Source organism: Alphaproteobacteria bacterium US3C007 (genome assembly GCA_034423775.1).
Classification (GTDB): Bacteria; Pseudomonadota; Alphaproteobacteria; order Rhodobacterales; family Rhodobacteraceae; genus Thalassovivens; species Thalassovivens spotae.
Genome location: CP139918.1, coordinates 1,548,967 through 1,571,455 on the forward strand (window position 1 = coordinate 1,548,967; position 22,489 = coordinate 1,571,455).

General features: G+C 51.7%; 26 protein-coding genes, 1 tRNA gene and 1 riboswitch. Of the genes, 15 read left to right on the forward strand and 12 right to left on the reverse strand.

Going from position 1 to position 22,489, the window contains the following annotated elements; translation table 11 throughout:
• Nucleotides 1-5 precede the first annotated feature (5 nt).
• The 3 genes from UM181_07460 (at nt 6) to UM181_07470 (ending at nt 2,644) form a co-directional block, all read left to right on the forward strand.
• A complete protein-coding gene (locus tag UM181_07460; protein WQC64434.1) occupies nt 6-1,400 on the forward strand; it encodes an FAD-dependent oxidoreductase in 1,395 nt (464 codons plus the stop codon).
• Between the two features lie 192 nt (nt 1,401-1,592).
• The gene (locus tag UM181_07465) at nt 1,593-2,285 is read left to right on the forward strand and encodes a metal-dependent hydrolase (protein WQC64435.1); all 693 of its coding nucleotides are present in this window, start codon (nt 1,593-1,595) and stop codon (nt 2,283-2,285) included.
• A 215-nt stretch (nt 2,286-2,500) separates the two neighbouring features.
• Entirely contained in the window at nt 2,501-2,644 is a 144-nt protein-coding gene (locus UM181_07470; protein ID WQC64436.1) for a hypothetical protein, read from the forward strand.
• Nucleotides 2,645-2,825: 181 nt separating this feature from the next.
• On the opposite strand, the gene UM181_07475 is transcribed toward UM181_07470, so the two are convergent.
• Nucleotides 2,826-2,996: a hypothetical protein gene (locus UM181_07475; protein WQC64437.1), complete on the reverse strand. Its 171-nt coding sequence runs from the start codon at nt 2,994-2,996 to the stop codon at nt 2,826-2,828.
• Nucleotides 2,997-3,227: 231 nt separating this feature from the next.
• On the opposite strand from UM181_07475, the gene UM181_07480 reads away from it, so the two are divergent.
• Both UM181_07480 and UM181_07485 read left to right on the forward strand, forming a co-directional pair.
• A complete protein-coding gene (locus UM181_07480) occupies nt 3,228-3,620 on the forward strand; it encodes a GFA family protein (GenBank protein ID WQC64438.1) in 393 nt (130 codons plus the stop codon).
• Between the two features lie 6 nt (nt 3,621-3,626).
• Entirely contained in the window at nt 3,627-4,010 is a 384-nt protein-coding gene (locus UM181_07485; GenBank protein WQC64439.1) for a hypothetical protein, read from the forward strand.
• A 1-nt stretch (nt 4,011) separates the two neighbouring features.
• Here UM181_07485 and UM181_07490 read toward each other — a convergent pair whose 3' ends face one another.
• The 4 genes from UM181_07490 to UM181_07505 are packed head-to-tail and all read right to left on the reverse strand — an operon-like array spanning nt 4,012 to nt 4,767.
• Nucleotides 4,012-4,197: a hypothetical protein gene (locus UM181_07490; protein ID WQC64440.1), complete on the reverse strand. Its 186-nt coding sequence runs from the start codon at nt 4,195-4,197 to the stop codon at nt 4,012-4,014.
• Nucleotides 4,194-4,388: a hypothetical protein gene (locus UM181_07495; GenBank protein WQC64441.1), complete on the reverse strand. Its 195-nt coding sequence runs from the start codon at nt 4,386-4,388 to the stop codon at nt 4,194-4,196. Before UM181_07495 ends, UM181_07490 begins: the two co-directional genes overlap by 4 nt.
• Nucleotides 4,389-4,589, reverse strand: a complete 201-nt coding sequence (locus UM181_07500; protein WQC64442.1) for a hypothetical protein — start codon at nt 4,587-4,589, stop codon at nt 4,389-4,391.
• A gap of 37 nt (nt 4,590-4,626) precedes the next feature.
• Nucleotides 4,627-4,767: a hypothetical protein gene (locus UM181_07505; protein ID WQC64443.1), complete on the reverse strand. Its 141-nt coding sequence runs from the start codon at nt 4,765-4,767 to the stop codon at nt 4,627-4,629.
• A gap of 182 nt (nt 4,768-4,949) precedes the next feature.
• Here UM181_07505 and UM181_07510 point away from each other — a divergent pair, with 182 nt between their 5' ends.
• Entirely contained in the window at nt 4,950-5,312 is a 363-nt protein-coding gene (locus UM181_07510; protein ID WQC64718.1) for a DUF3127 domain-containing protein, read from the forward strand.
• A gap of 403 nt (nt 5,313-5,715) precedes the next feature.
• Here the strand turns inward: UM181_07510 and UM181_07515 are convergent.
• Together UM181_07515 and UM181_07520 are read right to left on the reverse strand one after the other, a co-directional pair.
• Nucleotides 5,716-5,791: transfer RNA gene (locus UM181_07515), tRNA-Ala, on the reverse strand.
• Between the two features lie 83 nt (nt 5,792-5,874).
• Nucleotides 5,875-6,201: a TIGR02300 family protein gene (locus UM181_07520; protein WQC64444.1), complete on the reverse strand. Its 327-nt coding sequence runs from the start codon at nt 6,199-6,201 to the stop codon at nt 5,875-5,877.
• A 128-nt stretch (nt 6,202-6,329) separates the two neighbouring features.
• On the opposite strand from UM181_07520, the gene UM181_07525 reads away from it, so the two are divergent.
• The gene (locus UM181_07525; protein WQC64445.1) at nt 6,330-7,022 is read left to right on the forward strand and encodes a SprT family zinc-dependent metalloprotease; all 693 of its coding nucleotides are present in this window, start codon (nt 6,330-6,332) and stop codon (nt 7,020-7,022) included.
• A gap of 30 nt (nt 7,023-7,052) precedes the next feature.
• Nucleotides 7,053-7,703, forward strand: a complete 651-nt coding sequence (locus UM181_07530; protein ID WQC64446.1) for a GntR family transcriptional regulator — start codon at nt 7,053-7,055, stop codon at nt 7,701-7,703.
• 10 nt (nt 7,704-7,713) lie between these two features.
• Here UM181_07530 and UM181_07535 read toward each other — a convergent pair whose 3' ends face one another.
• Entirely contained in the window at nt 7,714-8,676 is a 963-nt protein-coding gene (locus tag UM181_07535) for an acetyl-CoA carboxylase carboxyltransferase subunit alpha (protein WQC64447.1), read from the reverse strand.
• Nucleotides 8,677-8,867: 191 nt separating this feature from the next.
• A complete protein-coding gene (locus UM181_07540) occupies nt 8,868-9,827 on the reverse strand; it encodes an L-malyl-CoA/beta-methylmalyl-CoA lyase (GenBank protein WQC64448.1) in 960 nt (319 codons plus the stop codon).
• A gap of 234 nt (nt 9,828-10,061) precedes the next feature.
• On the opposite strand from UM181_07540, the gene dgcA reads away from it, so the two are divergent.
• Nucleotides 10,062-11,030, forward strand: coding sequence for an N-acetyl-D-Glu racemase DgcA (gene dgcA / locus UM181_07545; protein WQC64449.1), 969 nt, complete (start codon nt 10,062-10,064; stop codon nt 11,028-11,030).
• An 18-nt stretch (nt 11,031-11,048) separates the two neighbouring features.
• Nucleotides 11,049-11,912 carry a D-amino-acid transaminase gene (locus UM181_07550; protein WQC64450.1) on the forward strand — a complete coding sequence of 288 codons (864 nt, stop codon included), beginning with the start codon at nt 11,049-11,051 and terminating at the stop codon, nt 11,910-11,912.
• A gap of 41 nt (nt 11,913-11,953) precedes the next feature.
• Here UM181_07550 and UM181_07555 read toward each other — a convergent pair whose 3' ends face one another.
• Nucleotides 11,954-12,517: a gamma-glutamylcyclotransferase family protein gene (locus UM181_07555; protein ID WQC64451.1), complete on the reverse strand. Its 564-nt coding sequence runs from the start codon at nt 12,515-12,517 to the stop codon at nt 11,954-11,956.
• 105 nt (nt 12,518-12,622) lie between these two features.
• A riboswitch (glycine riboswitch) is annotated at nt 12,623-12,709 on the forward strand.
• A 161-nt stretch (nt 12,710-12,870) separates the two neighbouring features.
• Between UM181_07555 and gcvT the strand changes: the two genes are divergently transcribed.
• The 5 genes from gcvT to xylA all read left to right on the forward strand — a co-directional run bounded on the left by gcvT (nt 12,871) and on the right by xylA (nt 20,230).
• On the forward strand, nt 12,871-13,998 hold the full coding sequence (gene gcvT, locus UM181_07560; GenBank protein WQC64452.1) for a glycine cleavage system aminomethyltransferase GcvT: 1,128 nt from the start codon (nt 12,871-12,873) through the stop codon (nt 13,996-13,998).
• 19 nt (nt 13,999-14,017) lie between these two features.
• Nucleotides 14,018-14,377, forward strand: coding sequence for a glycine cleavage system protein GcvH (gene gcvH / locus UM181_07565; GenBank protein ID WQC64453.1), 360 nt, complete (start codon nt 14,018-14,020; stop codon nt 14,375-14,377).
• 91 nt (nt 14,378-14,468) lie between these two features.
• Nucleotides 14,469-17,318: an aminomethyl-transferring glycine dehydrogenase gene (gene gcvP / locus UM181_07570; GenBank protein WQC64454.1), complete on the forward strand. Its 2,850-nt coding sequence runs from the start codon at nt 14,469-14,471 to the stop codon at nt 17,316-17,318.
• A gap of 147 nt (nt 17,319-17,465) precedes the next feature.
• On the forward strand, nt 17,466-18,926 hold the full coding sequence (xylB, locus tag UM181_07575) for a xylulokinase (GenBank protein ID WQC64455.1): 1,461 nt from the start codon (nt 17,466-17,468) through the stop codon (nt 18,924-18,926).
• Complete coding sequence (xylA, locus tag UM181_07580) at nt 18,923-20,230, forward strand: xylose isomerase (GenBank protein ID WQC64456.1); 1,308 nt, start codon at nt 18,923-18,925, stop codon at nt 20,228-20,230. The genes xylB and xylA overlap by 4 nt, the downstream gene beginning before the upstream one ends.
• Nucleotides 20,231-20,788: 558 nt before the next feature.
• On the opposite strand, the gene UM181_07585 is transcribed toward xylA, so the two are convergent.
• Together UM181_07585 and UM181_07590 are read right to left on the reverse strand one after the other, a co-directional pair.
• The gene (locus tag UM181_07585; protein ID WQC64457.1) at nt 20,789-21,040 is read right to left on the reverse strand and encodes a hypothetical protein; all 252 of its coding nucleotides are present in this window, start codon (nt 21,038-21,040) and stop codon (nt 20,789-20,791) included.
• 417 nt (nt 21,041-21,457) lie between these two features.
• Nucleotides 21,458-22,447, reverse strand: coding sequence for an ABC transporter substrate-binding protein (locus UM181_07590; GenBank protein WQC64458.1), 990 nt, complete (start codon nt 22,445-22,447; stop codon nt 21,458-21,460).
• Nucleotides 22,448-22,489 lie beyond the last annotated feature (42 nt).

Genomic DNA, 22,489 nt, shown 5'->3' on the forward strand with positions numbered 1-22,489 from the left:
AACCAGTGTCCGGCATTATCAGAAGAAACGCGTTTCCATCTGATATAGATGTTGATTGCCTTGTCATTGGCGGCGGCGCCGCGGGCCTGACGGCGGCTCTTGCCGCGCAGGAGGCGGGCGCGACGGTTCTGATCGCCGAGCGTGAAACGCGCCTGTCGGGTTCAACCGCGCTGTCATCTGGGCTAATTCCCGCAGCCGGGACCCGTGCCCAGCAGGCGCAACAGATCGATGACAGCGAAGATATTTTCTGTAGTGATATTTTGAACAAAAACCATCACAGCGCGGATCCAATTTATGTCCAACAAATCGTTCAGCAAATTTCTAAAACGATTGATTGGCTCTCTGGCAGCTATAATATACCTTTCCATGTTTTGGATAACTTTCTTTATCCGGGGCATAGCAATCATCGGATGCATGCGGTGCCTGAAACCACTGGGATTGGGCTTGTAAACCGGCTTGAAGCTGCCGTTACCGCTAAAGATATTTTGGTTGTAACTGATGCTCTCATCACGGATCTTATTGTGGATCAAAATGATATGGCGTTGGGCGCTATATGCCAACGGCCCAATAAGGATGTTGAACATATCGCGGCGTCATCTGTGATTTTGGCCTGTAACGGGTATGGCGGCAATCCAGATTTGATTGCAGAGCATATTCCTGAGATGAAAGATGCATTGTATTTTGGCCATCCCGGAAATCAGGGGGAAGCGATCATTTGGGGTGCAGCTTTGGGGGCTGAGCTTGCGCATCTGTCAGGGTATCAGGGCCATGGATCGGTTGCACATCCGCATGGCATTTTGGTGACATGGGCTTTGATGATGGAAGGTGGAATTCAAATCAATAAGAATGGCCTGCGCTTTTCAAATGAACATCAAGGCTATTCCGAGCAAGCAGTATCGGTAATTGGGCAACCTGATCAAGTTGCATTTAACATATTTGACCAGCGGCTTTTGGAGTTGGGGCGGGGCTTTGATGATTTTGTAAAGGCTGAAGAAAATGGCGCGGTTTTGCGCGCCGAGAGCTGCGATGCGCTTGCAAAAATGCTGGCAATAGACCGCGTGGCGTTGGAGCATACATTGAAAGAATGCCAAAGCTATGCGTCACAAGAAATTCCTGATCCCTTCGGGCGTCGTTTTAAACCCGAAAAAATGCTTAAGCCGCCCTATTACGCGGTTAAAGTGACTGGAGCGCTTTTTCACACGCAAGGCGGGTTGAAGGTGAATGCGCGCGCTCAGATTCAAAAGCCAAATGGTATAGCGTTTGAAAATATCTTTGCCTGCGGCGGAGCTGCCTGTGGCGTGTCAGGCCCGGATGTATCGGGCTATTTGTCGGGCAATGGATTGTTAACCGCGTTGAGCCTTGGTGAGATTGCAGGGCGCTTTGCAGGAGGGCGTGTTTAAAAACTTAGCCGTTACCATCGAAACGGGTCTCCGATTAGCATAGTGTATTCGCGGATCTCGAAGAGAGTACGCATTTGAGCATCATTTATTATCTTTGAGTTTGAACGTCGATTTTTACCCTTAAAAACAATTGCAAAAAAAATAAAAACCAGTCAGCCTTACATCTTAAACTTTCATGCAAGGGGCGCAAAAATGAAGATTATTTGGTTGGGCCATGCATCTTTTAAAATAGAGATCGCGCAGCAGGTTTTATTGATTGATCCGTGGCTCACTGGAAACCCCATTTTGCCGGAAGAAAAGCATGCAGAGGCGATACAGGGCGCCACCCATATTTTGCTAACGCATGCACATTTCGATCATATCTGCGATACGCTGCCGATCGCGAAGGCTAAAAATATACCTATTGTCGGGCAAGTTGATCTGATCAGTCATTGGGTGAAAACCGAAGCAATCGAAGGTATCGGGTTTAATAAGGGTGGAACAGTGATGTTGGGAGATGTTGCTGTAACGATGGTGCATGCGGTGCACAGCTCAACAATTTCTGGGCAAGGTGGGCCTCACTGTGTTGGAAGCGAATGTGGATTTATGATCTCTGCTGAAGGGCACACGATTTATATTTCTGGTGATACGGATGTGATGGCTGATATGCAGATTTTTAATGATCTTCACGCCCCCGATATCGGCATCTTATCGGCGGGCGGGTATTTCACCATGGATATGAAGCGCGCAGGCTATGCAGCTGCAAAATTTTTTGATTTTCAAACTATTATTCCCTGCCATTACAAAACGTTCCCAGTTCTTGAGCAATCTGCGGATAATTTGATTAAGGCGGTTCCAAATGCGCGGGTGATTGAGCCCGAGCTATTGGTTCCTATTCATATTTAAACTTCCCGCAGTGCGCGCTTTATGTGCAATTACTGGTCGCTTAGATAGCTATTATAACGTGTTAAATAAGACGGCTGGGTCATGCTGAAAATGCGGATACTCTTAAACTGCAAGACATGCGGATCGTCTTTGCTCAGTTCATTTTCTCACCATCCAAGCTTTTGCAATTGCGGAGGTGATTAAAATGCTTTGCGCTGGGCAGAGGCCCTGCGTTTATGTCGGCGAAAGGTATTTTTGGCTGGATTGTGGGTGATGATCTTTTCACCTGCCAGATCGTCAAAAAACGTGAAACCGCTTGCATGCTTTGGCTGGCAGCTGATGGCTGGGCTTTGATTTTTGGTGACTATGGGGGGACGTAAATTTACCTATCGCGCGCCCTGTGATTTGTGATGGGAAGAGGGTTTTTTGAATGCCCAACTCGCGTAACATCTTCTTCGAATGCATATGTTCTTCGTGTTTATGCTTTGAGGCATGGCTCAAGATCTTCTATTTAGCTTTACCAAGCTTCAGTCTCAGCGGCATTTGTTGAAACCCTTAATGTCAGGTTTCAACAGTTTTGCGCGGCAGAGTTGCTGCTGGATCTTCACCATTGCTGACTTTAGCCTTGAGCTGCGCAACGCGCAGGCGGGCTTCGTGAGGCGAGAGCAGGGGAGGATTGCGCAAATGAGAGGTACCCACTGACATAGAAATACACAACGCGGTTTCGCTCATTATAATTACACGCAGGTTTTCGGGCGGGGTTTTGGCCCGTGGTGGGATGCGGGGCGCTGTGACGGGTGCTTAATGTTACTTTTATGTATTTTCAACCGGGGCCATTGTTAATTCTGATTTCATAAAGGTCTCCTTTGGGTTATTATTGCACAAAATCAAGGGAGAAAAAGGTTGAAACATCAAGGTTCTTGTCTTTGTGGTCAGTTTCAATTCGAAAGCGACCTAGACCCAATGTTGATTATTCAATGCAATTGTATGAATTGCCGGAAATTATCGGGCAGCTATCAGTTAGGCTGCTTATATGCGGTTACGGAGATCACGCAATCCGGTGAAACGGATATCTATCAGTTTGAAGGTGGCAGTGGTTATTTGAATACGGCGCATTTTTGTAAAAAGTGTCATGTTCGTTGTAAAACCCATCCTGCGCCTGAAGTGATGGAAGGCATGGTTGGCATTCCATTAGGGCTGTTTAACACAGCAAAAGACCTGTCGCCAAAAGCCGAAATCTGGACATCAGAGAAGCTACCATTTCTTGGAACAGATCAATGCATTTCAGAAAGTTTTGAGGATAGCGGTATCGCAGAGCGTCTGATGGCGATGTTAGAAAAGATGGAAGATCGCTAAGAAAATATGCCTACTCCAATCATCTGGTTTTTGATGGCGCTCGCTCTGTCGCTGCCGCTATGCGTGTCAAGCAAAGCTGTTGCAGGCGCGCATGCGTTAGAACTGGCTTTGGAGACGTGCAATAACACAGAAGCTTTTGCAAAATTTGTTATAGAAAAAAGAAACGGCGCGAGACCTTTTAGCTATTATAACCGCATAGAACTGGGAAGCCCTGCCGCCTGGGAAATAATCATGGATGCCTATGAAGCACGGGTGGTGACCGGATTTGAAGAAAAGCAAAACCTGGCTTTAGAGTTCTCTCAAAAATGGTTTGAGCAATGCGTCGCGCTTAGTTGTAGCGGGTTTTGGGAAAATCTTGAGGCTGATTTGCAGCGCGTCTGGAGCGACTAGTTCATTCGGCTATCTGCTGCTCGCTTTTCATTCTGATATGGCGGGTTGGAAGATAGGCTTTACTGCTGCCAACGATTTTTAAGTTTTCGTTCGCATCGAGATATTGCTGAAGTTTTTGCTCGCTTTTAAAGGCCATATCAAAAGCATCGCCGTTTCGTTCATTCAATAGTGTGTAATTCAACATCATAAATCTCCTGTCTTGGTGGGCGCGTTGACCTCTAACTCGGCGGTTATTTGGGCTTTTAATAGCATGGCTTTCACCATTTTCTCGGTGCTTGTCAGCGCGCTCCAATCGATGGTATTTGGTGCGCACATTCCGCAATCGCAAGGCGTTTGATCGCGACCTGAAAACCCACGGAAAGAATCGGTTGGAATCATTTAACCCGCTCTCTCATGCGCTAGGTCCAATTGTAAAAACTGCGCCAAATATTCTCCGGAGCGTGTCAGTCCATTTGTCTCGTCAAAATAGCCAGATAAACGCCCGTAATGCATCGCTTGCTCTCTGTCTGTATTCTTTGTTTTTTTAAAACAATGCTGCAGAACCACCTCTGTGCTTTTGATGTTGCTATATGCGTTCATACTATTTCCCTTAAGGTTGACGATGCGATTGGTCGGTTCAAGCCGCGTCTTTTTTTGCAGCCTGTTTCGCGTCCCAGGCGGCTTTCTTTTCAAGGTACTGATCTTCATCCAGCTTGTGCCAGCCAACACATTTTCCGGTTGGCGAACGACCACAATTGCAACTCATATTCATCTCCATTTTCTCAGGGCTTAGCTTTGCTCCAAAGCGCGTGTTTTCACCCTCGACCCCTGCTACATCTTACATAGAATACGCCAGCGATAAGATTTTGGATCATTTATCGCTCTGGCGTTGTGTATCTTAGGCAATCAAATTAAGTTTGCGAAAAACTGGAACTTGAAGCTTTTACAAAAGGTGTGACGTTGGAAATTAAAGGAAAGATTGTTGAATTATTGCCCTTAAAATCGGGGCAATCGGCCAATGGTGAATGGCGCAAACAAGAATATGTTTTGGAAACGGACGCTAATTATCCCAAAAAGATTTGCTTTATGGCTTGGGGTGATAAAATTGACCAGTTCAATATTAACAAGGGTGACCAAGTAGAAGTTTCTATCGATCTTGAAAGCCGGGAATATAATGGCCGTTGGTACACGGATGTGAAAGCCTGGAAAGTATCCAAAGATGGTCAGGGTGCTGACGGTCCGGGACGCTTTGACAATCAAGATGCTTACCCTCCAGCGCAATCTGGCAGCGGGTCTTTTGAGGATGATGAAATTCCCTTTTGATGGGCCTATCCTCGCATCCGCAGAGAGAAGGCAGCGCCGCTTTCAATAGTGCGCTGTCGCAAAGTGGATTTGCTTTATGTTTTTTTGAGGGCTGGGCTGTGTCCAAGCCTTGGTTACATGGGCGGTTTGAACCGTGCGCTCTGATGATCGGATGTGTTGAAATTGATGCGATCACACGGGCAGCGTTTTTAATCAAGCGCGCAAGCTGCTTTTTGCAGCATTGAAGAAAAGTGAGGGCGGTGTTCTGCCGCGCCCTCGAGGTCGGGGCAAATTGTTCGATGGGCCGCCTGCACCATAATAATGGGCAAGATGAACCGGGTGTTGCTGTGGAATATCAACCAAGCCACCCCAAAGATCTTAACCGCTTCGCGCGCAACATTAATTTTTTTGTAAATAGTTGTTTTGGTGGAGCCTAGGGGGATCGAACCCCTGACCTCTACAATGCCATTGTAGCGCTCTCCCAGCTGAGCTAAGGCCCCGTTTAAAACAGGTTTAAATGCTGTCTAGGCAAAGCAGGGGGCGTTATCAAGGTTAAATTCCGCCCCATGCTATTTTCTTTATGTCAGCTATCGTCATCCGATGACATATCTGCGATTTCCTCCAAAGGAACCGTATCTTCTTCGTCATCTTCTAGGATGTCATCCGCCAGATTAACTTCTACATCATCGGCGTCTTCTTCCAGAACGATATCTTCTGATTCAAGCTCTGCTTCTTTATCGCGCACCGTCGACATATCTGCGGCATCTGCTGCGATCATGCGGTTTTTATTTTGATCCAGCTCTACAACTTCATTCGTGTAGGGGCTGACGATGGGCGATTTGTTCAGGTCATAAAACCGTTTGCCTGTCGTGGGGCAAACACGTTTTACACCCCATTCTTCTTTTGGCATGTGCTCTTCTTTCTAAACTTTTATCTTGCGAAATATCTGGGGCAACTGCCATAACCAAGCCATCGTGTCAAAGGCTTTAAGCCCGAAAAGCGGTACAAAGGTCATCTTTCGTTAAAAACGGGTCAAATATGCGCGCGATAATACTGTCTGGCCGGTCCGATATTGTTATTCAAGTGAAACGATCGGCACGCTCTAAGCGGCTGAGCCTCCGGGTCTCCTCGCTAGACGGGCGGATCACATTAACCGCACCGCCAAAAGTACCAGAACGCCAATTACAAGCCTTTATCGCGGAAAGAGAATCCTGGCTGCGCCAGAACCTAGATAAACTGCCTGGGCCAAGCGCGATTGCGCTGGGCAACAGCCTGCCCATTCTGGGTGTTGAGCATCAGATCGCCAGCGGCGCCAGCCATCGCGTTTCTCATGGTGGTGGCGTTGTGCAGGTACCCTTTGACAAGCCCAAACCTGCCGCGCGGTTGCAGGGCTATTTAAAGGCTTTGGCGCGCGATCATCTGGTGGAAGAATCGGATAAGTTTGCGGCCCGTCTTGGTATGGAATATGCGCGGTTAAGTTTGCGCGATACGAGGTCGCGCTGGGGCTCTTGCACCCAAGATAAAGCCCTTATGTATTCCTGGCGGTTGGTTTTGGCGCCCTTTGACGTATTGTCTTATGTGGCGGCGCATGAGGTGGCGCATTTGAAATTTATGGATCATTCAGCGCAGTTTTGGGATCAGGTTGGTGATTTATATGGTGAGTATGAGGCGCCGCGCGCTTGGTTAAAGGCGCAGGGCGCCAGTTTGCATCGCTTTCAATTTGTTGATTGACCTTTGGATTATTTGTGATCACACAACCCTATGAGGAACGCTTTTAAAAAAACTGATGCGGGCGCCTCCGCGCATGAGCACGTTTATCGCGGGCTTCGCAGCCGTATTATGCACGGTCAGGTCAGTCCGGGTACGCCGTTGACGCTGCGCGGGGTGGGGCAAGAGTTCGGTGTGTCCATGACGCCCTCGCGTGAGGCCATTCGCCGCTTGGCGGCTGAAGGGGCGTTGTCGATTTCGGCATCGGGCCGTATTTCAACGCCCGAATTGAGCAATGAGCGGATTGAAGAGCTTGCAGCGCTGCGCGCCTTGATCGAGGTTGAGCTGGCGAGCCGGGCGTTGCCGCGGGCGCATTTGGCGCTGATTGACCGTTTGGAGGCAATCAACGGATTCGTTGCTGCGGCCGTTATCGAAGAAGATGCGGTGGCTTATATTCGCACCAATCTAGAATTTCATCGCACGCTTTATTTGCGCGCGCAGGCCCCGGCTATGCTGGCGATGGCGGAAACGGTCTGGCTGCAATTGGGGCCCACGATGCGCGCGCTATACGGGCGCCTGCGTCGCAAAGAGCCGCCCCATTTTCACCGCGTTATTTTGGAAGCGTTAAAATCGGGTGATGAGCCCAGTTTGCGCATTGCAGTTCGCTCGGATGTCACCAAAGGCCTAAGGATGCTTAAGGCTTAAGGCTTAAGGCTTAAGCGCTGAGGCGCGAGGATCCCAACGCTAAAAATTTTTCGCGCCGATGTTTGATCAAAGCGTTTCGATCTTTGCCGGCTAAATCTTTCAGAACTTTGGCAATCGTCGTCTTAACATTGGCAAGCGCGGCATCGGGATCACGATGCGCCCCGCCCATTGGCTCAGAGATGACGTGATCATTCACGCCCAGCTTGGTGAGATCTTGCGCCGTTAGACGCAAGGCTTCTGCCGCCTCGCGCATTTTTTCCGAGTCCTTCCAGAGGATTGAGGCGCAGCCTTCCGGGCTGATCACAGAATAAATCGAATGCTCTAGCATCGCCAAAGCATTGGCTGTGGCAAAGGCCACCGCGCCGCCCGATCCGCCTTCTCCGATCACCACGGAAATCACTGGAACGCCGATTTGCAAACATTTTTCCGTTGAGCGGGCGATGGCTTCAGATTGTCCGCGCTCTTCGGCGCCTTTGCCAGGATAGGCCCCCGGAGTGTCGATCAAGGTGATCACCGGCAGATTAAACTTATCAGCCATATCCATCAGCCGGATCGCTTTGCGATATCCCTCTGGGCGTGCCATGCCGAAATTACGCGCGATCCTGCTTTTCGTATCATTGCCTTTCTCATGGCCGATCACCACCACAGGCATGTCTTCAAACCGCGCCAAACCTCCCATCACGGCATGATCATCGGCAAAATTCCGATCGCCGGCCAAAGGCGTGAACTCGCTGAACAAGGCCTTGATGTAATCTTTACAATGGGGCCGCTCCGGATGCCGGGCCACTTGACATTTGCGCCAGGGGGTTAGGCTTTTATATAGATCTTTCAACAAGGCTTCGGCCTTGGCATCAAGCGCTTGGGCTTCGTCTTCTATATCCATTTCCTCATTTTGGCGCGCCAATGCGCGCAATTCTTCCGCTTTGCCTTCAATTTCTGCCAAAGGTTTTTCAAATTCGAGGTAATGGGTCATTCAGCTCTCCTAAAGCCGCGCAGGTACGTCGCGCGCCAAAAGCAATCAATCAGACAGCCCAGACCCGCTGCGTTGAGCTTTAGCATTCTCCTGCGCTAAGTTTCAAGCATTTGCGTGCTCTCAGCGCGGCCGCGCCGAAGCGGGCATATGCACGGCACAATGGCTTTAAACTGTGGTCTTAAACTGTGGCTTTAAAACGCGGCGATCATTTCGGCTTGGTGCACGATGACCTCGGCTTGCTTGATCGACGCGATATCTACCAACCGGCCTTTATAAACCGTTGCCCCTTCGCCATTGGATTTGGCAATTTGCATAGCGTCTAATATGGCGCGGGCTTCCCTGACATCGTCTTCGGACGGGGTAAATACCTGATTGGCTAAGGCAATTTGTTTGGGATGGATCGCCCATTTTCCAACCATGCCTAAAGTGGCAGAGCGTTTGGCTTGCGCAATGAAACCGGCATCATCGGAAAAATCTCCAAACGGCCCGTCGACGGGCAAGATCCCATGCATGCGGCAGGCCGCAACGATTGCGGATTGGGCCCAATGCCAAGGGTCTGACCAATAGCGTTGATCCTGATGCTGCATGTAATAATTTTCTTGTGTGCCCCCAATGCCAGTTGTGGCCATCCCCATCGAGGCTGCAAAATCTGCGGCGCCAAGCGACATGGCTTGCAACCGCGGGCTGGCAGCGGCAATTTCTTTTACATTTGAAATCCCCGCAGCGCTTTCGATTATCACCTCAAAGGCGATTGGCTTTTCGCGGCCCCGCGCCGTTTCAATCGCGCTGACCAAAGCATCAACGGCATAAATATCAGCGCCATTCCCAACTTTTGGGATCATAATCTGGTCAAGCCGCGGTCCGGCTTGTTCCAACAGATCCACCACGTCGCGATACCAATAGGGCGTATCAAGGCCGTTGATCCGCACAGATAGAGTTTTTTGTCCCCAGTCCACGTTAGCAAGAGCGTCTATGACATTGGTGCGCGCGCTGTCTTTATCCGAGGGCGCAACTGAATCTTCCAAATCAAGGTTGATCACATCTGCCGCGCTGCTGGCCATTTTTGGAAACAGCGCCGGGCGCGAGCCTGGGCCAAAAAGCTGGCATCGATTGGGGCGGGCTACGGGGGCCGGTTGCAAACGAAATGACATGATATGAACCTCACAGAAAGTAATGATATTTCAAATTACACGCCGTATTGGTTATTTTGTTACTTTTTAAATTGCAAGCTTATTTTGCAGATGCAGCATAATGGGAATGATCGCGGTGGAATGCGGTTCCATTTTTTTATTTATATGGCTTAAATATGGGTTCAGAACTGCATCCTGGCTGGCAAAAGCGGGCGAAATTTTTTATTCTTTGGGCGCGCGATAGGGGGCGCATCAATGCAGGTGATGACAGCGCATCAAGACCGGTTTCCTTTGTCGCGGGTGTTTCGTATCGCCCGTGGGCAACGAGACAGCGCGCAGGTGATCACGGTAAATGTTGAGAAGAATGGCGTATCGGGGCGCGGTGAAGGCCTGCCTTATGCACGATATGGCGAAACGCCGGCCTCGGTTCTGGCACAGATCCGCGCATTGCCCAACGATATAGCGCTTGAAGGCTTATCGCAGGCCTTGCCCCCCGGCGCCGCGCGCAATGCGGTGGAATGCGCGCTTTGGGATCTGCAGGCCAAACAGCGAGGCTGCCGGGTTTGGGATTTGCTAGGCATAGCGGCGCCACAACCGGTGATTTCGGCGCTGACTATTTCGCTTGATACGCCAGACGCCATGTTTCAACAGGCGCTGAAACATGCCCATCACCCGGTGTTGAAAATCAAACTGGGCGCTGAAACGGATCTGCCCCGCCTGCAGGCTGTGCGCAAGGCCGCGCCGCAATCCGATATTATCATTGATGCTAATGAAGGCTGGAGCGCAGACGGCTATCTGGCTTTGCTGCCGGATTTACAGGCTGCGAAGGTGCAATTGATCGAACAGCCTTTGCCTGCAGGCGATGATGACGCTTTGCGCAATTTGCCGCGCCCGATTGCCCTTTGTGCAGATGAAACCTGCCATGACCGGCGCAGCCTTGCGGCATTGAAAGGCAAATATGACATGGTGAATATCAAACTGGATAAAACCGGGGGGCTGCAAGAAGCCTTGGCGTTGCGCGCGGCGGCGCAAAAACAAGGGTTTGGCATCATGATCGGCTGCATGGTTTCAAGCTCATTGGCAATTGCTCCTGCGACTTTGTTGACCCAAGGCGCGGATATGATTGATCTTGACGGGTCTTTGTTTTTGGCAGAAGACCGACAAAATGCTTTAATTTATGATGAAAAAGGCCTGCATCCCCCGCAAGCTGATCTTTGGGGATAACCCGAAAAGGAGAGTAAGATGAACCGGATTGTTTATGTGAATGGGGCTTATATGCCCGAACAAGAGGCAACCGTGTCAATCTTCGATCGGGGCTTTTTAATGGCGGATGGTGTTTATGAGGTGACCTCGGTCTTACAGGGTAAATTGATCGATTTTGAAGGCCATGCGCAACGGCTTAAACGCTCATTAGATGCGCTGGATATGGCAATGCCAATGCCGATTGATGAGTTGCTTGGCGTGCATCGTGAATTGGTTGCGCGCAACGGGATCGAAGAAGGGATGATTTACTTGCAGGTAACGCGGGGTTCGGCGGGCGATCGCGATTTTGCCTTTCCTGATCCAGAAGAAACACCCGTGACCTTGGTAATGTTCACGCAAAACAAACCAGGCCTTGCCGATAGTCCTGCGGCAAAAACCGGAATTAAAGTGATCAGCATCGATGATATTCGCTGGGGCCGCCGCGATATCAAAACGGTGCAATTGCTATACCCGTCAATGGGAAAAATGATGGCGAAAAAAGCGGGTGCTGATGATGCATGGATGGTTCAAGACGGTTTCGTTACTGAAGGCACCAGCAACAACGCCTATATCGTGAAAAATGGTCAGATCATCACGCGGGCGCTGTCAAATGATATTTTGCACGGCATCACACGCAGCGCTGTTTTGCGCTTTGCCGAAGAAGCGCAAATGGAGCTGGTGGAGCGTAATTTTACCATCGATGAGGCGCAAAGCGCGGATGAGGCTTTTGTAACCTCGGCCAGTACTTTTGTGATGCCCGTGGTTGAAATCGATGGGCAAACGCTGGGCGCGGGCATGCCCGGACCAATCGCGGCGCGGCTGCGTGAGATTTATTTGGAAGAAAGCCTCAAACAGGCGATTTAGCGCAGCTCAGCGCGCGCTGCGCTCAAAAACAGGTGTGCAAGCTAAAGAAGGGTCAGCTGAAAGCTGTGTAGCAGAGCGGTGATCGCCGAATTTTCAGCTGCGCTGATGTGCTGATGCCGGGGATAAAGCGGCGCGGCGCGATCATCCAAAACGGCGCAATTCCAATCTGTGCTTGCCATAAAACGTTTGGCTCCATCCAGACCGAAAACAGTCAAATAGCCCTGTAAAACAACATCGAGATAGCTGCGCAGGATCGGTACGGTGCAGGGGCGGGTGGGGGATGTGATTGGGGGCACGGCATAAACCGCGCAGGCGCTCTCATGGGCTGCGTGGTCGCCCTTATAGATCGCGGCGAGAGAGCTTAAACGATCATAACCCGCTTCTCTGGCATCCAAACCGGGCCATTGCTGCGGCTCGACGCGTGCCAATAAGCCGTCAATAATATCGCCCTCGCTGCGGCGAATGCTTAAAAATGCGTGATCTGTTGCTTCTATTTGGCACCAATATCGCCGCCATCCGCTGAGCCTCGCGGGGTTTGGAGCAAGAAAATCATGCGTCGATGCGTTTACCAGGCTGCCATATCCAAAAACACAATCTTGTATCATGCGCGTACCTTTGCCATTTGCGGTTGCAAGTTTAAAATCCGTTTAGATCTGGCCGCGCGTGTGAAGTAAATGCTTGTTCTGTCACCGTAGCTGGATTATGGTATGTTCATCAGAACGGGAGAACTGGATAAACCAGTGCCGAAGGAGCAACCGCCCCCGGAAACTCTCAGGCAGCAGGACCGCTCTGAACAACAGAACTCTGGAGAGAGATGCGCAAGCATCGGCCGAAGGGATAGCGATCTCAGGCAAAAGGACAGAGGGGGCATCATGGTATGGGCAGTTTTGCCTATGCGTCACAGGATGCCGGTCGTTTCAACGCAGATGATATGCCGGTCAACACGTAGAAGGTTGCGATGACCGAAGAATTACGGCGCACAGCGCTTTATGACTTACATGTCAGACACGGGGCCAAAATGGTGCCGTTCGCGGGCTATGAGATGCCCGTGCAATACCCGATGGGGGTGATGCAAGAACATCTTCATACGCGCGGCAAGGCCGGGCTTTTCGATGTCAGCCATATGGGGCAGGTGATTTTGCGCGAATCAAGTTACGAGGCCACCGCTATGGCGTTGGAAAAACTGATCCCGATGGATGTGCTGGGCTTGCCTGTGGGGCGGCAGCGATACGGGCTGTTGACCAATGAGGAAGGTGGTCTGCGCGATGATTTGATGTTCGCGAATCGCGAGGATCACATTTACATGGTGGTCAATGCGGGCTGCAAAGAGGCCGATATTGCCTATATGCGCCAGCATCTTGAGCCGGAGGTCACGCTTAAAGAATTATCCAACCGGGCTTTGCTTGCCTTGCAGGGCCCGTTGGCGCAGGCGGTTTTGGCCGAGCATCACCCTGCTTTTGCGTTGATGGCTTTTATGGATGTGGCAACCTTGCCCTTGGCGGGCGCTGAATGCTGGGTATCGCGCTCTGGCTATACCGGTGAGGATGGGTTTGAAATTTCTGTGCCAGAAAGCGCGGTTCACGATGTGGCAAATGCGCTGTTGGACAATCGCGATGTTGCGCTGATCGGTCTTGGCGCACGCGACTCGCTGCGCCTTGAAGCCGGGCTTTGTTTATACGGGCAAGATATCGATGCACAAACCAGTCCGGTTGAGGCGTCGTTGGGCTGGGCGGTTCAAAAGGTCCGCCGCTCTGGCGGTGCCCGCGCGGGCGGTTTTCCAGGCGCAGCGCGTATTTTGGCCGAATTTCCACAGGCCATCGTGCGCAAACGCGTGGGCTTGAAACCGCAGGGCCGGGCGCCGATGCGCCATGGCGTGGCGCTCTATGACAGCGCTGAAGGCGGCGCGGCGCTCGGCGAAATCAGCTCGGGCGGGTTTGCGCCAAGCCTCAATCACCCGGTGGCGATGGGCTATGTGCCCGTTACCCATGCCGCGGTTGGAACGCTTTTATACGGTGAGATGCGCGGCAAACGATTGCCGATTGAAGTTGTGGACCTGCCATTTGTGGCTGCCAATTTTAAACGATAAAAACTGAGGAGAGATAACGATGAAATTTACCGAAGAGCATGAATGGCTGCGCGTTGAAGATGATGTGGTGGTGGTTGGCATCACCGAGCATGCCAGCACGCAATTGGGCGATGTGGTGTTTGTTGAGCTTCCCGAAGAAGGCACCACCGTTTCAAAGGATGATGAAGTGGTGGTGATTGAAAGCGTAAAAGCTGCTTCTGATATCCTATCTCCGCTGGATGGCGAGATTGTCGAGGTGAACCAAGCCCTGATGGATGAACCATCGATGGTGAATGATGATCCATTGGGCGCCGCTTGGTTTTTCAAAGTCAAAGCGGATAATCCCAGCCAAATGGATGAATATATGGATGAGGCCGCGTATAATAAGCTGATCGGCTGAGGTCTTGCGCGCGGTCTGCGCGCGATGAATTTTCGTGGTGCCTCACCTGTTTTGGCACCGCTGCTGAAACCTATGAAAACTGGAGTGTCTCGTGCCTTTTACCCCAACTGACTACCTGCCTTATGACTTTGCAAATCGCCGCCATATTGGCCCATCGCCGCAGGAAATGCAGAACATGCTTGGGCTGCTTGGGTGCGATACGCTGGATGCGTTGATCGATGATACGCTGCCCAAATCGATCCGCCAAAGCCAGCCACTTGATTTTGGCAAGGCCAAATCTGAGCGCGAGCTTTTGCATCACATGCGCTTGACCGCGTCAAAAAATAAAGTGCTTAGCAGCTTGATTGGGCAGGGCTATTACGGCACCGTTACGCCGCCGGTGATCCAGCGGAATATTTTAGAAAATCCGGCATGGTATACGGCCTATACCCCCTATCAGCCAGAAATCAGCCAAGGCCGTTTGGAAGCATTGTTAAATTTTCAAACCATGGTCACCGATTTGACCGGGCTTGAAATTGCCAATGCCTCGCTGCTGGATGAAGCGACGGCTTGCGCGGAAGCGATGACAATGGCGCAACGCGTTGCCAAATCAAAAGTCAAAGCGTTTTTCGTGGATGAAAATTGCCATCCGCAAAATATAGCCGTGATGCAAACCCGGGCCAAACCTCTGGGGATTGAGGTGATTGTAGATGCGCCTGAACGTATGGTTGCGGATCAGGTATTTGGCGCGATTTTTCAATATCCGGGCACCTATGGGCATGTGCATGATTTCACGCAACCGATTGCTGATTTGCATGCGGCAAAAGCCATCGGAATAATCTGCGCAGATCCGCTGGCGTTGACGCTTTTGAAAGAGCCGGGCGCAATGGATGCCGATATCGCCGTTGGCAGCACGCAGCGCTTTGGCGTGCCGGTTGGCTATGGCGGGCCGCACGCGGCCTATATGGCCAGCAAAGAAGCTTATAAACGGGCCATGCCCGGGCGCATTGTGGGCGTATCGATCGACAGCCATGGGGGCAAAGCCTATCGCCTGTCTTTGCAAACCCGTGAGCAACATATCCGCCGCGAGAAAGCCACATCAAACGTCTGCACAGCGCAAGCGCTGTTGGCGGTGATGGCGTCCTTCTACGCGGTGTTTCATGGCCCTGAAGGCCTGAAAGCGATCGCGCAGCGGATCCATCGTAAAACCGTGCGGCTGGCCAAAGGCTTGGAAGCTGCGGGGTTCAAAGTAGAGCCGGAGGCGTTTTTTGACACGATCACCGTAAATGTCGGGGTACTGCAAAAAACGGTGATGCAGGCCGCAGTGGCCGAAGGGGTTAATTTGCGCGCCGTGGGCACGGATAAAGTGGGCATCTCGCTGGATGAACGGACGCGCCGCGCCACCACTGAAGCGGTGTGGAGGGCCTTTGGAATCACCCATGCAGATGATGATTTAAGCCCCGATTATAGGGTGCCAGAAACCTTGCATCGACGCAGTAAATATTTGGAACATGATGTGTTTCATATGAATCGCGCGGAAACCGAGATGATGCGGTATATGCGCCGTTTGGCCGATCGTGATCTGGCGCTAGACCGGGCGATGATTCCCTTAGGCTCCTGCACGATGAAGCTGAATTCAGCGGCTGAAATGATGCCGGTAAGCTGGCGCGAATTCTCCTTGCTGCATCCGTTTGCGCCAAAAGACCAGGCGCTGGGCTATGAAGAAATGATTGCGGATCTATCGGATAAATTGTGCCAAATTACCGGCTATGATGCGATTTCAATGCAGCCGAATTCAGGCGCGCAAGGGGAATATGCGGGTCTATTAACGATTGCAGAATATCACCGGTCGCGCGGTGAGGGGCATCGCAATATCTGCCTTATTCCAACCTCAGCGCATGGCACTAACCCGGCCAGCGCCCAAATGGTGGGCTGGACGGTTGTGCCGGTCGCCTCGGCTGAAAACGGCGATATTGATGTTGCAGATTTTAGAGCCAAAGTGGAACAGCACAGCCAGGATTTGGCAGGTTGCATGATCACCTATCCCTCAACCCATGGCGTGTTTGAAGAAACCGTGCATGAAGTCTGCGGGATCATTCATCAACATGGCGGCCAGGTCTATATCGATGGCGCGAATATGAACGCGATGGTTGGCCTGTCGCGCCCGGGGGATTTGGGCGGTGATGTTAGCCATCTCAATTTGCACAAAACCTTTTGTATTCCCCATGGCGGTGGCGGGCCGGGCATGGGCCCAATTGGCGTGAAAGCGCATTTAACGCCGCATCTACCTGGGCATCCAGAGGGCGAAGGCGAGGTGGGGCCGGTCTCTGCAGCACCATTCGGCTCGCCGTCATTGTTACCAATCAGCTGGGCCTATTGTTTGATGATGGGTGGCGAAGGCCTTACCCAAGCTACGCGGGTCGCGATCTTAAATGCCAATTACATCGCCAAACGGCTCGAAGGCGCGTTTGATGTTTTGTATAAAGGTCCAACGGGCCGTGTGGCGCATGAATGCATTTTAGATGTACGGCCCTTTGCCGATAGCGCTGATGTGAGCGTGGACGACATTGCCAAACGCCTGATCGATTGCGGATTTCACGCGCCAACGATGAGCTGGCCGGTTTCGGGCACGCTGATGGTTGAGCCGACGGAATCTGAAACAAAAGCCGAGCTGGATCGCTTTTGTGATGCGATGCTTGCGATCAGAAGCGAGATTGCCGAGATCGAGGCAGGCCGCATGGATCCGACGAATAACCCGCTGAAAAATGCACCGCATACGTCGAATGATCTGATTGGCGATTGGGATCGCCCGTATAGCCGCGAGCAAGGCTGCTTCCCGCCCGGCGCGTTCCGCGTTGATAAATATTGGCCACCGGTGAACCGCGTCGATAATGTTTACGGGGATCGCAATCTGGTTTGCACCTGCCCGCCAATGTCAGATTATGCGCAAGCGGCAGAATAAGGCCTTGATTTTCTAAGCCCGCGCTTGGCGCCGCTGAACTGTTTGTTTGGCGGCGGCATCGAGTCTTATTTATGGTGGCGCAGTTAGAGACTTGAACCCTGATTGGGAACGTGGTTTCCATAAGCTGAGACTTATCTGGGGGCGCAGATGGACGCATGCTTTCTTGGGATTGATTTGGGTACGTCGGGGCTTCGGGCGTTGCTAGTCACGAAATCGGGTGAAATCCTCGGCGAAGGAGAGGCGCATTATAGCGTTTCAAACCCGGCCAATGGCTTTAGCGAACAGGATCCCGCAGATTGGATTTCAGCGTGCCAAGTTGCCTTGGGTGCGTTGCGGCAAGCTTTCCCAGAAGCATATCGCAGCGTTGCTGGTATTGGCGTGGCTGGGCATATGCATGGCGCGACTTTGATTGACGCCGACGGCGCTGTGCTGCGACCTTGCATTTTATGGAATGACACGCGCAGCCATGCCGAGGCCGCCGCATTAGATGCTGTGGAAAACTTGCGCGCCTTATCCGGTAATATTGTTTTTCCCGGCTTCACCGCGCCAAAATTAATGTGGGTTGCGCGGCATGAGCCTGAGATCTTTGCCAAAATAAAGCGCGTTTTGCTGCCCGCCGCCTATCTCAGTTTTTGGTTAACCGGTGAAGCTGTGGCAGATCTATCAGATAGCGCCGGTACCGCGTGGTTGGATGTGGGGGCGCGCGATTGGTCGCCGGCGCTTTTGGCGGCCTCTGGCATGAAATTGGATCAGATGCCACGGTTGGTCGAAGGCTGTGCTTGCGCGGCTAAGCTGCATTCCGCGCGCGCCGCCGAATTGCATTTATCACCAGCGGTGCAAGTTGTCGGCGGAGCGGGAGATAATGCCGCGGCCGCCTGCGGGGTTGGGGCCCTTGATGAGGGCGATGGTTTTGTTTCTCTGGGGACTTCGGGCGTTTTACTCGCCGCGCGCGATGGCTACGCACCTCTGCCGGCTTCGGCGGTGCATACATTTTGCCATGCGGTGCCAGATCGCTGGTACCAGATGGGGGTCATCCTTTCGGCCACGGATAGTTTGAACTGGCTGTCAAATATAACGGGCTGCAGCCCTGCAAAGATGACGCAGGCCTTGGGTAAGACGCTTACAGGCCCTTCAGATGTGAAATTTTACCCCTATCTTTCGGGGGAGCGTACGCCGCATAATGATGCGCAAATCCGCGGAGGCTTTGCAGGGATTGGGCATCGCACCTCTCAGCAGGATATGACGCAAGCGGTTTTGGAAGGTGTCAGTTTTGCGTTGCGTGATTGTCTTGAGGCGTTGCGAAAAACCGGTGCGAATCCACAATCCCTTCTGGCGATTGGCGGGGGCACAGCGTCTGATTTTTGGCTGCAAACGCTGGCAACCGTTTTGAATGTGCCGCTTGACCTGCCCAAATCGGGTGAGTTTGGCGCGGCGCTTGGCGCGGCGCGCCTTGCCATCGTGGGAATCACCACACAGGCCCCTGAACAGGTGATGACAAAACCCGAAATTGCCCACCGCATCCTGCCAAATGCGGCGCTACAAACAGAATATGAAAAAGCCTATCGCCATTTCGCGACCCGGTTTGAATATGTGAAGGAGTTGCAATGACACATGCGTTTTTTGAAGGGTTTTCGCCCATAAAATATGAAGGTTCGAACAGCACGAACCCGATGGCGTTTCGACATTATAATCCCGACGAAGTGGTGCTGGGTAAGCGGCTGGAAGATCACTTGCGCTTTGCGGTTGCTTATTGGCACAGTTTTGCCTGGGAAGGCGGCGATCCCTTTGGTGGCCCGACGTTTGAGCGGCCGTGGCACCCACAAAATTCGATGGAAAATGCGCGTCTGAAAGCCGATATCGCTTTTGATATGTTTGCGCTTTTGGGGCAGCCCTATTTTTGTTTTCACGATGCGGATATTCGCCCCGATCAAGGCAATTTTGCCGATAATTTGGCAAGTTTGAACGAGATCACCGATTATATTGGCGCTAAAATGCAAGCGGGGGGGCCGAAATTGCTTTGGGGCACTGCGAATATGTTCAGCCATCGGCGCTGGATGGCCGGGGCTTCCACCAATCCTGATCCTGATATGTTCGCTTTTGCGGCGGCAACGGTCAAATCCTGCATCGATGCCACGCATAAACTTGGCGGAGAAAACTACGTTTTGTGGGGGGGGCGCGAAGGTTATGAAACCCTGTTGAACACCGATTTGGGCGCAGAACTGGACCATATGGGGCGGTTTTTGAACATGGTTGTCGATTACAAACATAAAATTGGTTTTAAAGGCACCATTTTGGTGGAACCAAAACCGCAAGAACCCTCGAAACATCAATATGATTATGATGCGGCCACATGTATCGGTTTTTTGCGCAAATACGGGCTTGAAAATGAGGTGAAACTCAATCTCGAGCAAGGCCATGCCATCCTTGCGGGGCATTCTTTCGAACATGAGTTGGCTGTGGCGGCGGCCGAAGGCATGCTGGGGTCGATCGATATGAACCGCAATGATTACCAGTCGGGCTGGGATACGGATCAATTCCCCAATAATGTTCCCGAAGTGGCGCTGGCCTATTATCATGTACTAAAAAGCGGTGGTTTCGGCACGGGCGGTACGAATTTTGACGCGAAATTACGGCGCCAATCCCTAACGGCTGAAGACCTGCTGGCCGGCCATATCGGCGCGATGGATATTTGTGCGCGCGGCTTGAAAGCCGCCGCGGCGATGTTGGAAGATGGCGGATTGGAAACGGCCTTGAAACAGCGCTATGCGGACTGGCAAACGCAAGAGGCGCAAAACATGCTGGCCAGTGATTTTGATCAAATCACCGCGCGTGTTTTGAACGAGGGTATCAACCCAGAACCGAAATCAGGGCGACAAGAGGTTTTGGAAAATTACGTCAACCGGTTTGTGTAAATCGCAGGGCGCCTTAAAACTGCTAATGCTTCTGATTAAACGCTTTTGGCACCCAGCCAACATCCTGCCGGTTCCAAAACCTGTTGGGATTGTCGATATCGGCGCCTCGTATATGCAGTGTTCTGAGGCAGTTCTGAATGAAAATTACGGGCTCTTCGTAAGGATGTGCCTGATAAATTGCAGTTACCACCTCCTTTAGGATGGTGTCCGATTGTTCGAAAAAAAGCAAAACTTGATCCAAGGGTACTTACACAGCCTGATCTGTCGTAAAATTGTGCTCAGTGCTCAGTGCTCAGTGCTCAGTGCTCAGTGCTCAGTGCTCCAAAGTATTTCAGACCCTCCGCAAATATGAAGCTAACCGACTCGTACGCCTCCCAATTCAATGCGCTTTTGCTGAACACATCCATCACCTAATGCTTTGTATTATGCTGCAATTTCTCCAACGTTATGCTTAAGCCGGCTCTGGGCGAAAACCGGCCTATCCTGTTTTGAAAAAACCTCATTCTTGATCGCCCGCCGTCAAAGCCTTTTTGCAGCTCATGGGCAGAGCCCAAGCCATCAGCCTTGTGCTCGCACTTCCTGCAAAACATAATTTCTTGTTTTGAAACCGCGAGCGGGTTTCATAAACCCTTTGCCCAAAAGCGATTTGAATGCACGATGATACGTGGCGTGCGAAATATCGCGCGCCAAAGTATGGCGGGCAAGATCATGCGCCACAAACTCTCCATCTTCACCGGCTACGTCGGTTGCTGCATATAAGATATCGCGCTCGGTTTGGGAAAGCGTATGCAGACCCTCATTCTTTTCCATATCTTTAATCATGGCGCGCAAATGAATTAATTGTGTGTAATGTCTCAAACTGGTCACCCTAAAAAACAAAAAAAATACTAGAACGAGGCTAAAATAGACGCCTCTCAAACTGAGCTTTACAGAAGAAAAAAGCAAAAATAAGGCAGAAAACCTGTCGGGATGAGAAAAATGAAAATTTTTCGCTGGCGGCGGGATCAGGACTGTAGAGCTGCGCGTGTTGAGATGCTTGATCGGCGCAGGGCAGGCGTAAAATTCGCCCGAGAAGAGAAGGCACGAACGCGCATCATACGCGGTGCGGCTGCCCCCTTTGCTTGGCCGTTATATGTGATAAAAAATGGCCAGCTGCGTTATGAACTGCGCAGCTGGCCGAAGTGAAAAACCTTTGCATGGCCATTTCTGGCCGCGTGTTTTCAGGTTTTACTTAAGGGCTTTATCGGTGATTGCGTGTGTCCAAGCACCGCTTGGTTTGGCGGTGATCACCGGATCTGACCCGCCTGCCATCAAGGTTGCGACTGTGCGCTCATAGTCGGCGGGGTCCAACGTGCCGTTTGAGCCGGCGGTGAGTTTTGCAATTTCTCCCATCATGCGCACTTGATGTGCCTCGGTTTGGGCGCCTGATTCATCATTGTCCAGCACGATATTTGCCGCTTCAGCCGGGTTGGCTTCTGCGTATTTCCAGCCCTTCATCGAAGCGCGTACGAAGCGCACCATCTTATCCGCAAAAGCAGGGTCTTGCAGATTGTCTTCCAACGCATAAATGCCATCCTCCAATGTGGCCACGCCCTGGTCTTCATATTTGAATGTGATCAGCTCATCTTCGGACACACCGGCATCCAAAACCTGTCCAAATTCATTATAGGTCATGGTGGAAATGCAATCGGCTTGGCGTTGCAACAGCGGATCAACGTTGAAGCCTTGACGCAACACGGTAACCCCATCATCGCCGCCCTCGGTGGAAATACCTTCCTGGCTCATCCAGCTTAAGAATGGGTATTCATTGCCATAGAACCACACACCGATGGTTTTGCCTTTGAAATCGGCGGGGCTTTTGATCCCTGTATCTTTCCAGCAGGTCAGCATCAAACCTGAGCTTTTAAAGGGCTGGGCAATATTCACCACGGGTAGGCCTTTTTCGCGCGCGGCCAAGGCAGAGGGCATCCAATTCAGCATCGCATCAGCGCCGCCGCCAGCCAGAACTTGCGGGGGGGCGATGTCGGGCCCACCTGGTAAAATTGTGACATTCAGGTCTTCCGCTGTGTAAAACCCTTTGTCCAACGCCACGTAGTAGCCAGCAAATTGGGCCTGCGTCACCCATTGCAATTGCAGCTTTACATCATCGGCGGCTTGCACGGTGGTGGCTGCGGCTGCAGCCATCAGCGCCAGGGCACTTGATAGAATGGTTTTCATCGTTTTTCTCCTAGTTGGTTTTGGTCGTTTATCATTTTCTCT

What these genes read in the sequence shown, in the direction of transcription:
- UM181_07465 (WQC64435.1), top strand. Translation starts at nt 1,593, where the DNA reads ATGAAGATTATTTGGTTGGGCCATGCATCTTTTAAAATAGAGATCGCG.
- UM181_07470 (WQC64436.1), top strand. Translation starts at nt 2,501, where the DNA reads ATGTCGGCGAAAGGTATTTTTGGCTGGATTGTGGGTGATGATCTTTTC.
- UM181_07475 (WQC64437.1), bottom strand. Translation starts at nt 2,996, where the DNA reads ATGAGCGAAACCGCGTTGTGTATTTCTATGTCAGTGGGTACCTCTCAT.
- UM181_07480 (WQC64438.1), top strand. Translation starts at nt 3,228, where the DNA reads ATGTTGATTATTCAATGCAATTGTATGAATTGCCGGAAATTATCGGGC.
- UM181_07485 (WQC64439.1), top strand. Translation starts at nt 3,627, where the DNA reads ATGCCTACTCCAATCATCTGGTTTTTGATGGCGCTCGCTCTGTCGCTG.
- UM181_07490 (WQC64440.1), bottom strand. Translation starts at nt 4,197, where the DNA reads ATGATGTTGAATTACACACTATTGAATGAACGAAACGGCGATGCTTTT.
- UM181_07495 (WQC64441.1), bottom strand. Translation starts at nt 4,388, where the DNA reads ATGATTCCAACCGATTCTTTCCGTGGGTTTTCAGGTCGCGATCAAACG.
- UM181_07500 (WQC64442.1), bottom strand. Translation starts at nt 4,589, where the DNA reads ATGAACGCATATAGCAACATCAAAAGCACAGAGGTGGTTCTGCAGCAT.
- UM181_07505 (WQC64443.1), bottom strand. Translation starts at nt 4,767, where the DNA reads ATGGAGATGAATATGAGTTGCAATTGTGGTCGTTCGCCAACCGGAAAA.
- UM181_07520 (WQC64444.1), bottom strand. Translation starts at nt 6,201, where the DNA reads ATGCCAAAAGAAGAATGGGGTGTAAAACGTGTTTGCCCCACGACAGGC.
- UM181_07525 (WQC64445.1), top strand. Translation starts at nt 6,330, where the DNA reads ATGCGCGCGATAATACTGTCTGGCCGGTCCGATATTGTTATTCAAGTG.
- UM181_07530 (WQC64446.1), top strand. Translation starts at nt 7,053, where the DNA reads ATGAGGAACGCTTTTAAAAAAACTGATGCGGGCGCCTCCGCGCATGAG.
- UM181_07535 (WQC64447.1), bottom strand. Translation starts at nt 8,676, where the DNA reads ATGACCCATTACCTCGAATTTGAAAAACCTTTGGCAGAAATTGAAGGC.
- UM181_07540 (WQC64448.1), bottom strand. Translation starts at nt 9,827, where the DNA reads ATGTCATTTCGTTTGCAACCGGCCCCCGTAGCCCGCCCCAATCGATGC.
- dgcA (WQC64449.1), top strand. Translation starts at nt 10,062, where the DNA reads ATGCAGGTGATGACAGCGCATCAAGACCGGTTTCCTTTGTCGCGGGTG.
- UM181_07550 (WQC64450.1), top strand. Translation starts at nt 11,049, where the DNA reads ATGAACCGGATTGTTTATGTGAATGGGGCTTATATGCCCGAACAAGAG.
- UM181_07555 (WQC64451.1), bottom strand. Translation starts at nt 12,517, where the DNA reads ATGATACAAGATTGTGTTTTTGGATATGGCAGCCTGGTAAACGCATCG.
- gcvT (WQC64452.1), top strand. Translation starts at nt 12,871, where the DNA reads ATGACCGAAGAATTACGGCGCACAGCGCTTTATGACTTACATGTCAGA.
- gcvH (WQC64453.1), top strand. Translation starts at nt 14,018, where the DNA reads ATGAAATTTACCGAAGAGCATGAATGGCTGCGCGTTGAAGATGATGTG.
- xylB (WQC64455.1), top strand. Translation starts at nt 17,466, where the DNA reads ATGGACGCATGCTTTCTTGGGATTGATTTGGGTACGTCGGGGCTTCGG.
- xylA (WQC64456.1), top strand. Translation starts at nt 18,923, where the DNA reads ATGACACATGCGTTTTTTGAAGGGTTTTCGCCCATAAAATATGAAGGT.
- UM181_07585 (WQC64457.1), bottom strand. Translation starts at nt 21,040, where the DNA reads ATGGAAAAGAATGAGGGTCTGCATACGCTTTCCCAAACCGAGCGCGAT.
- UM181_07590 (WQC64458.1), bottom strand. Translation starts at nt 22,447, where the DNA reads ATGAAAACCATTCTATCAAGTGCCCTGGCGCTGATGGCTGCAGCCGCA.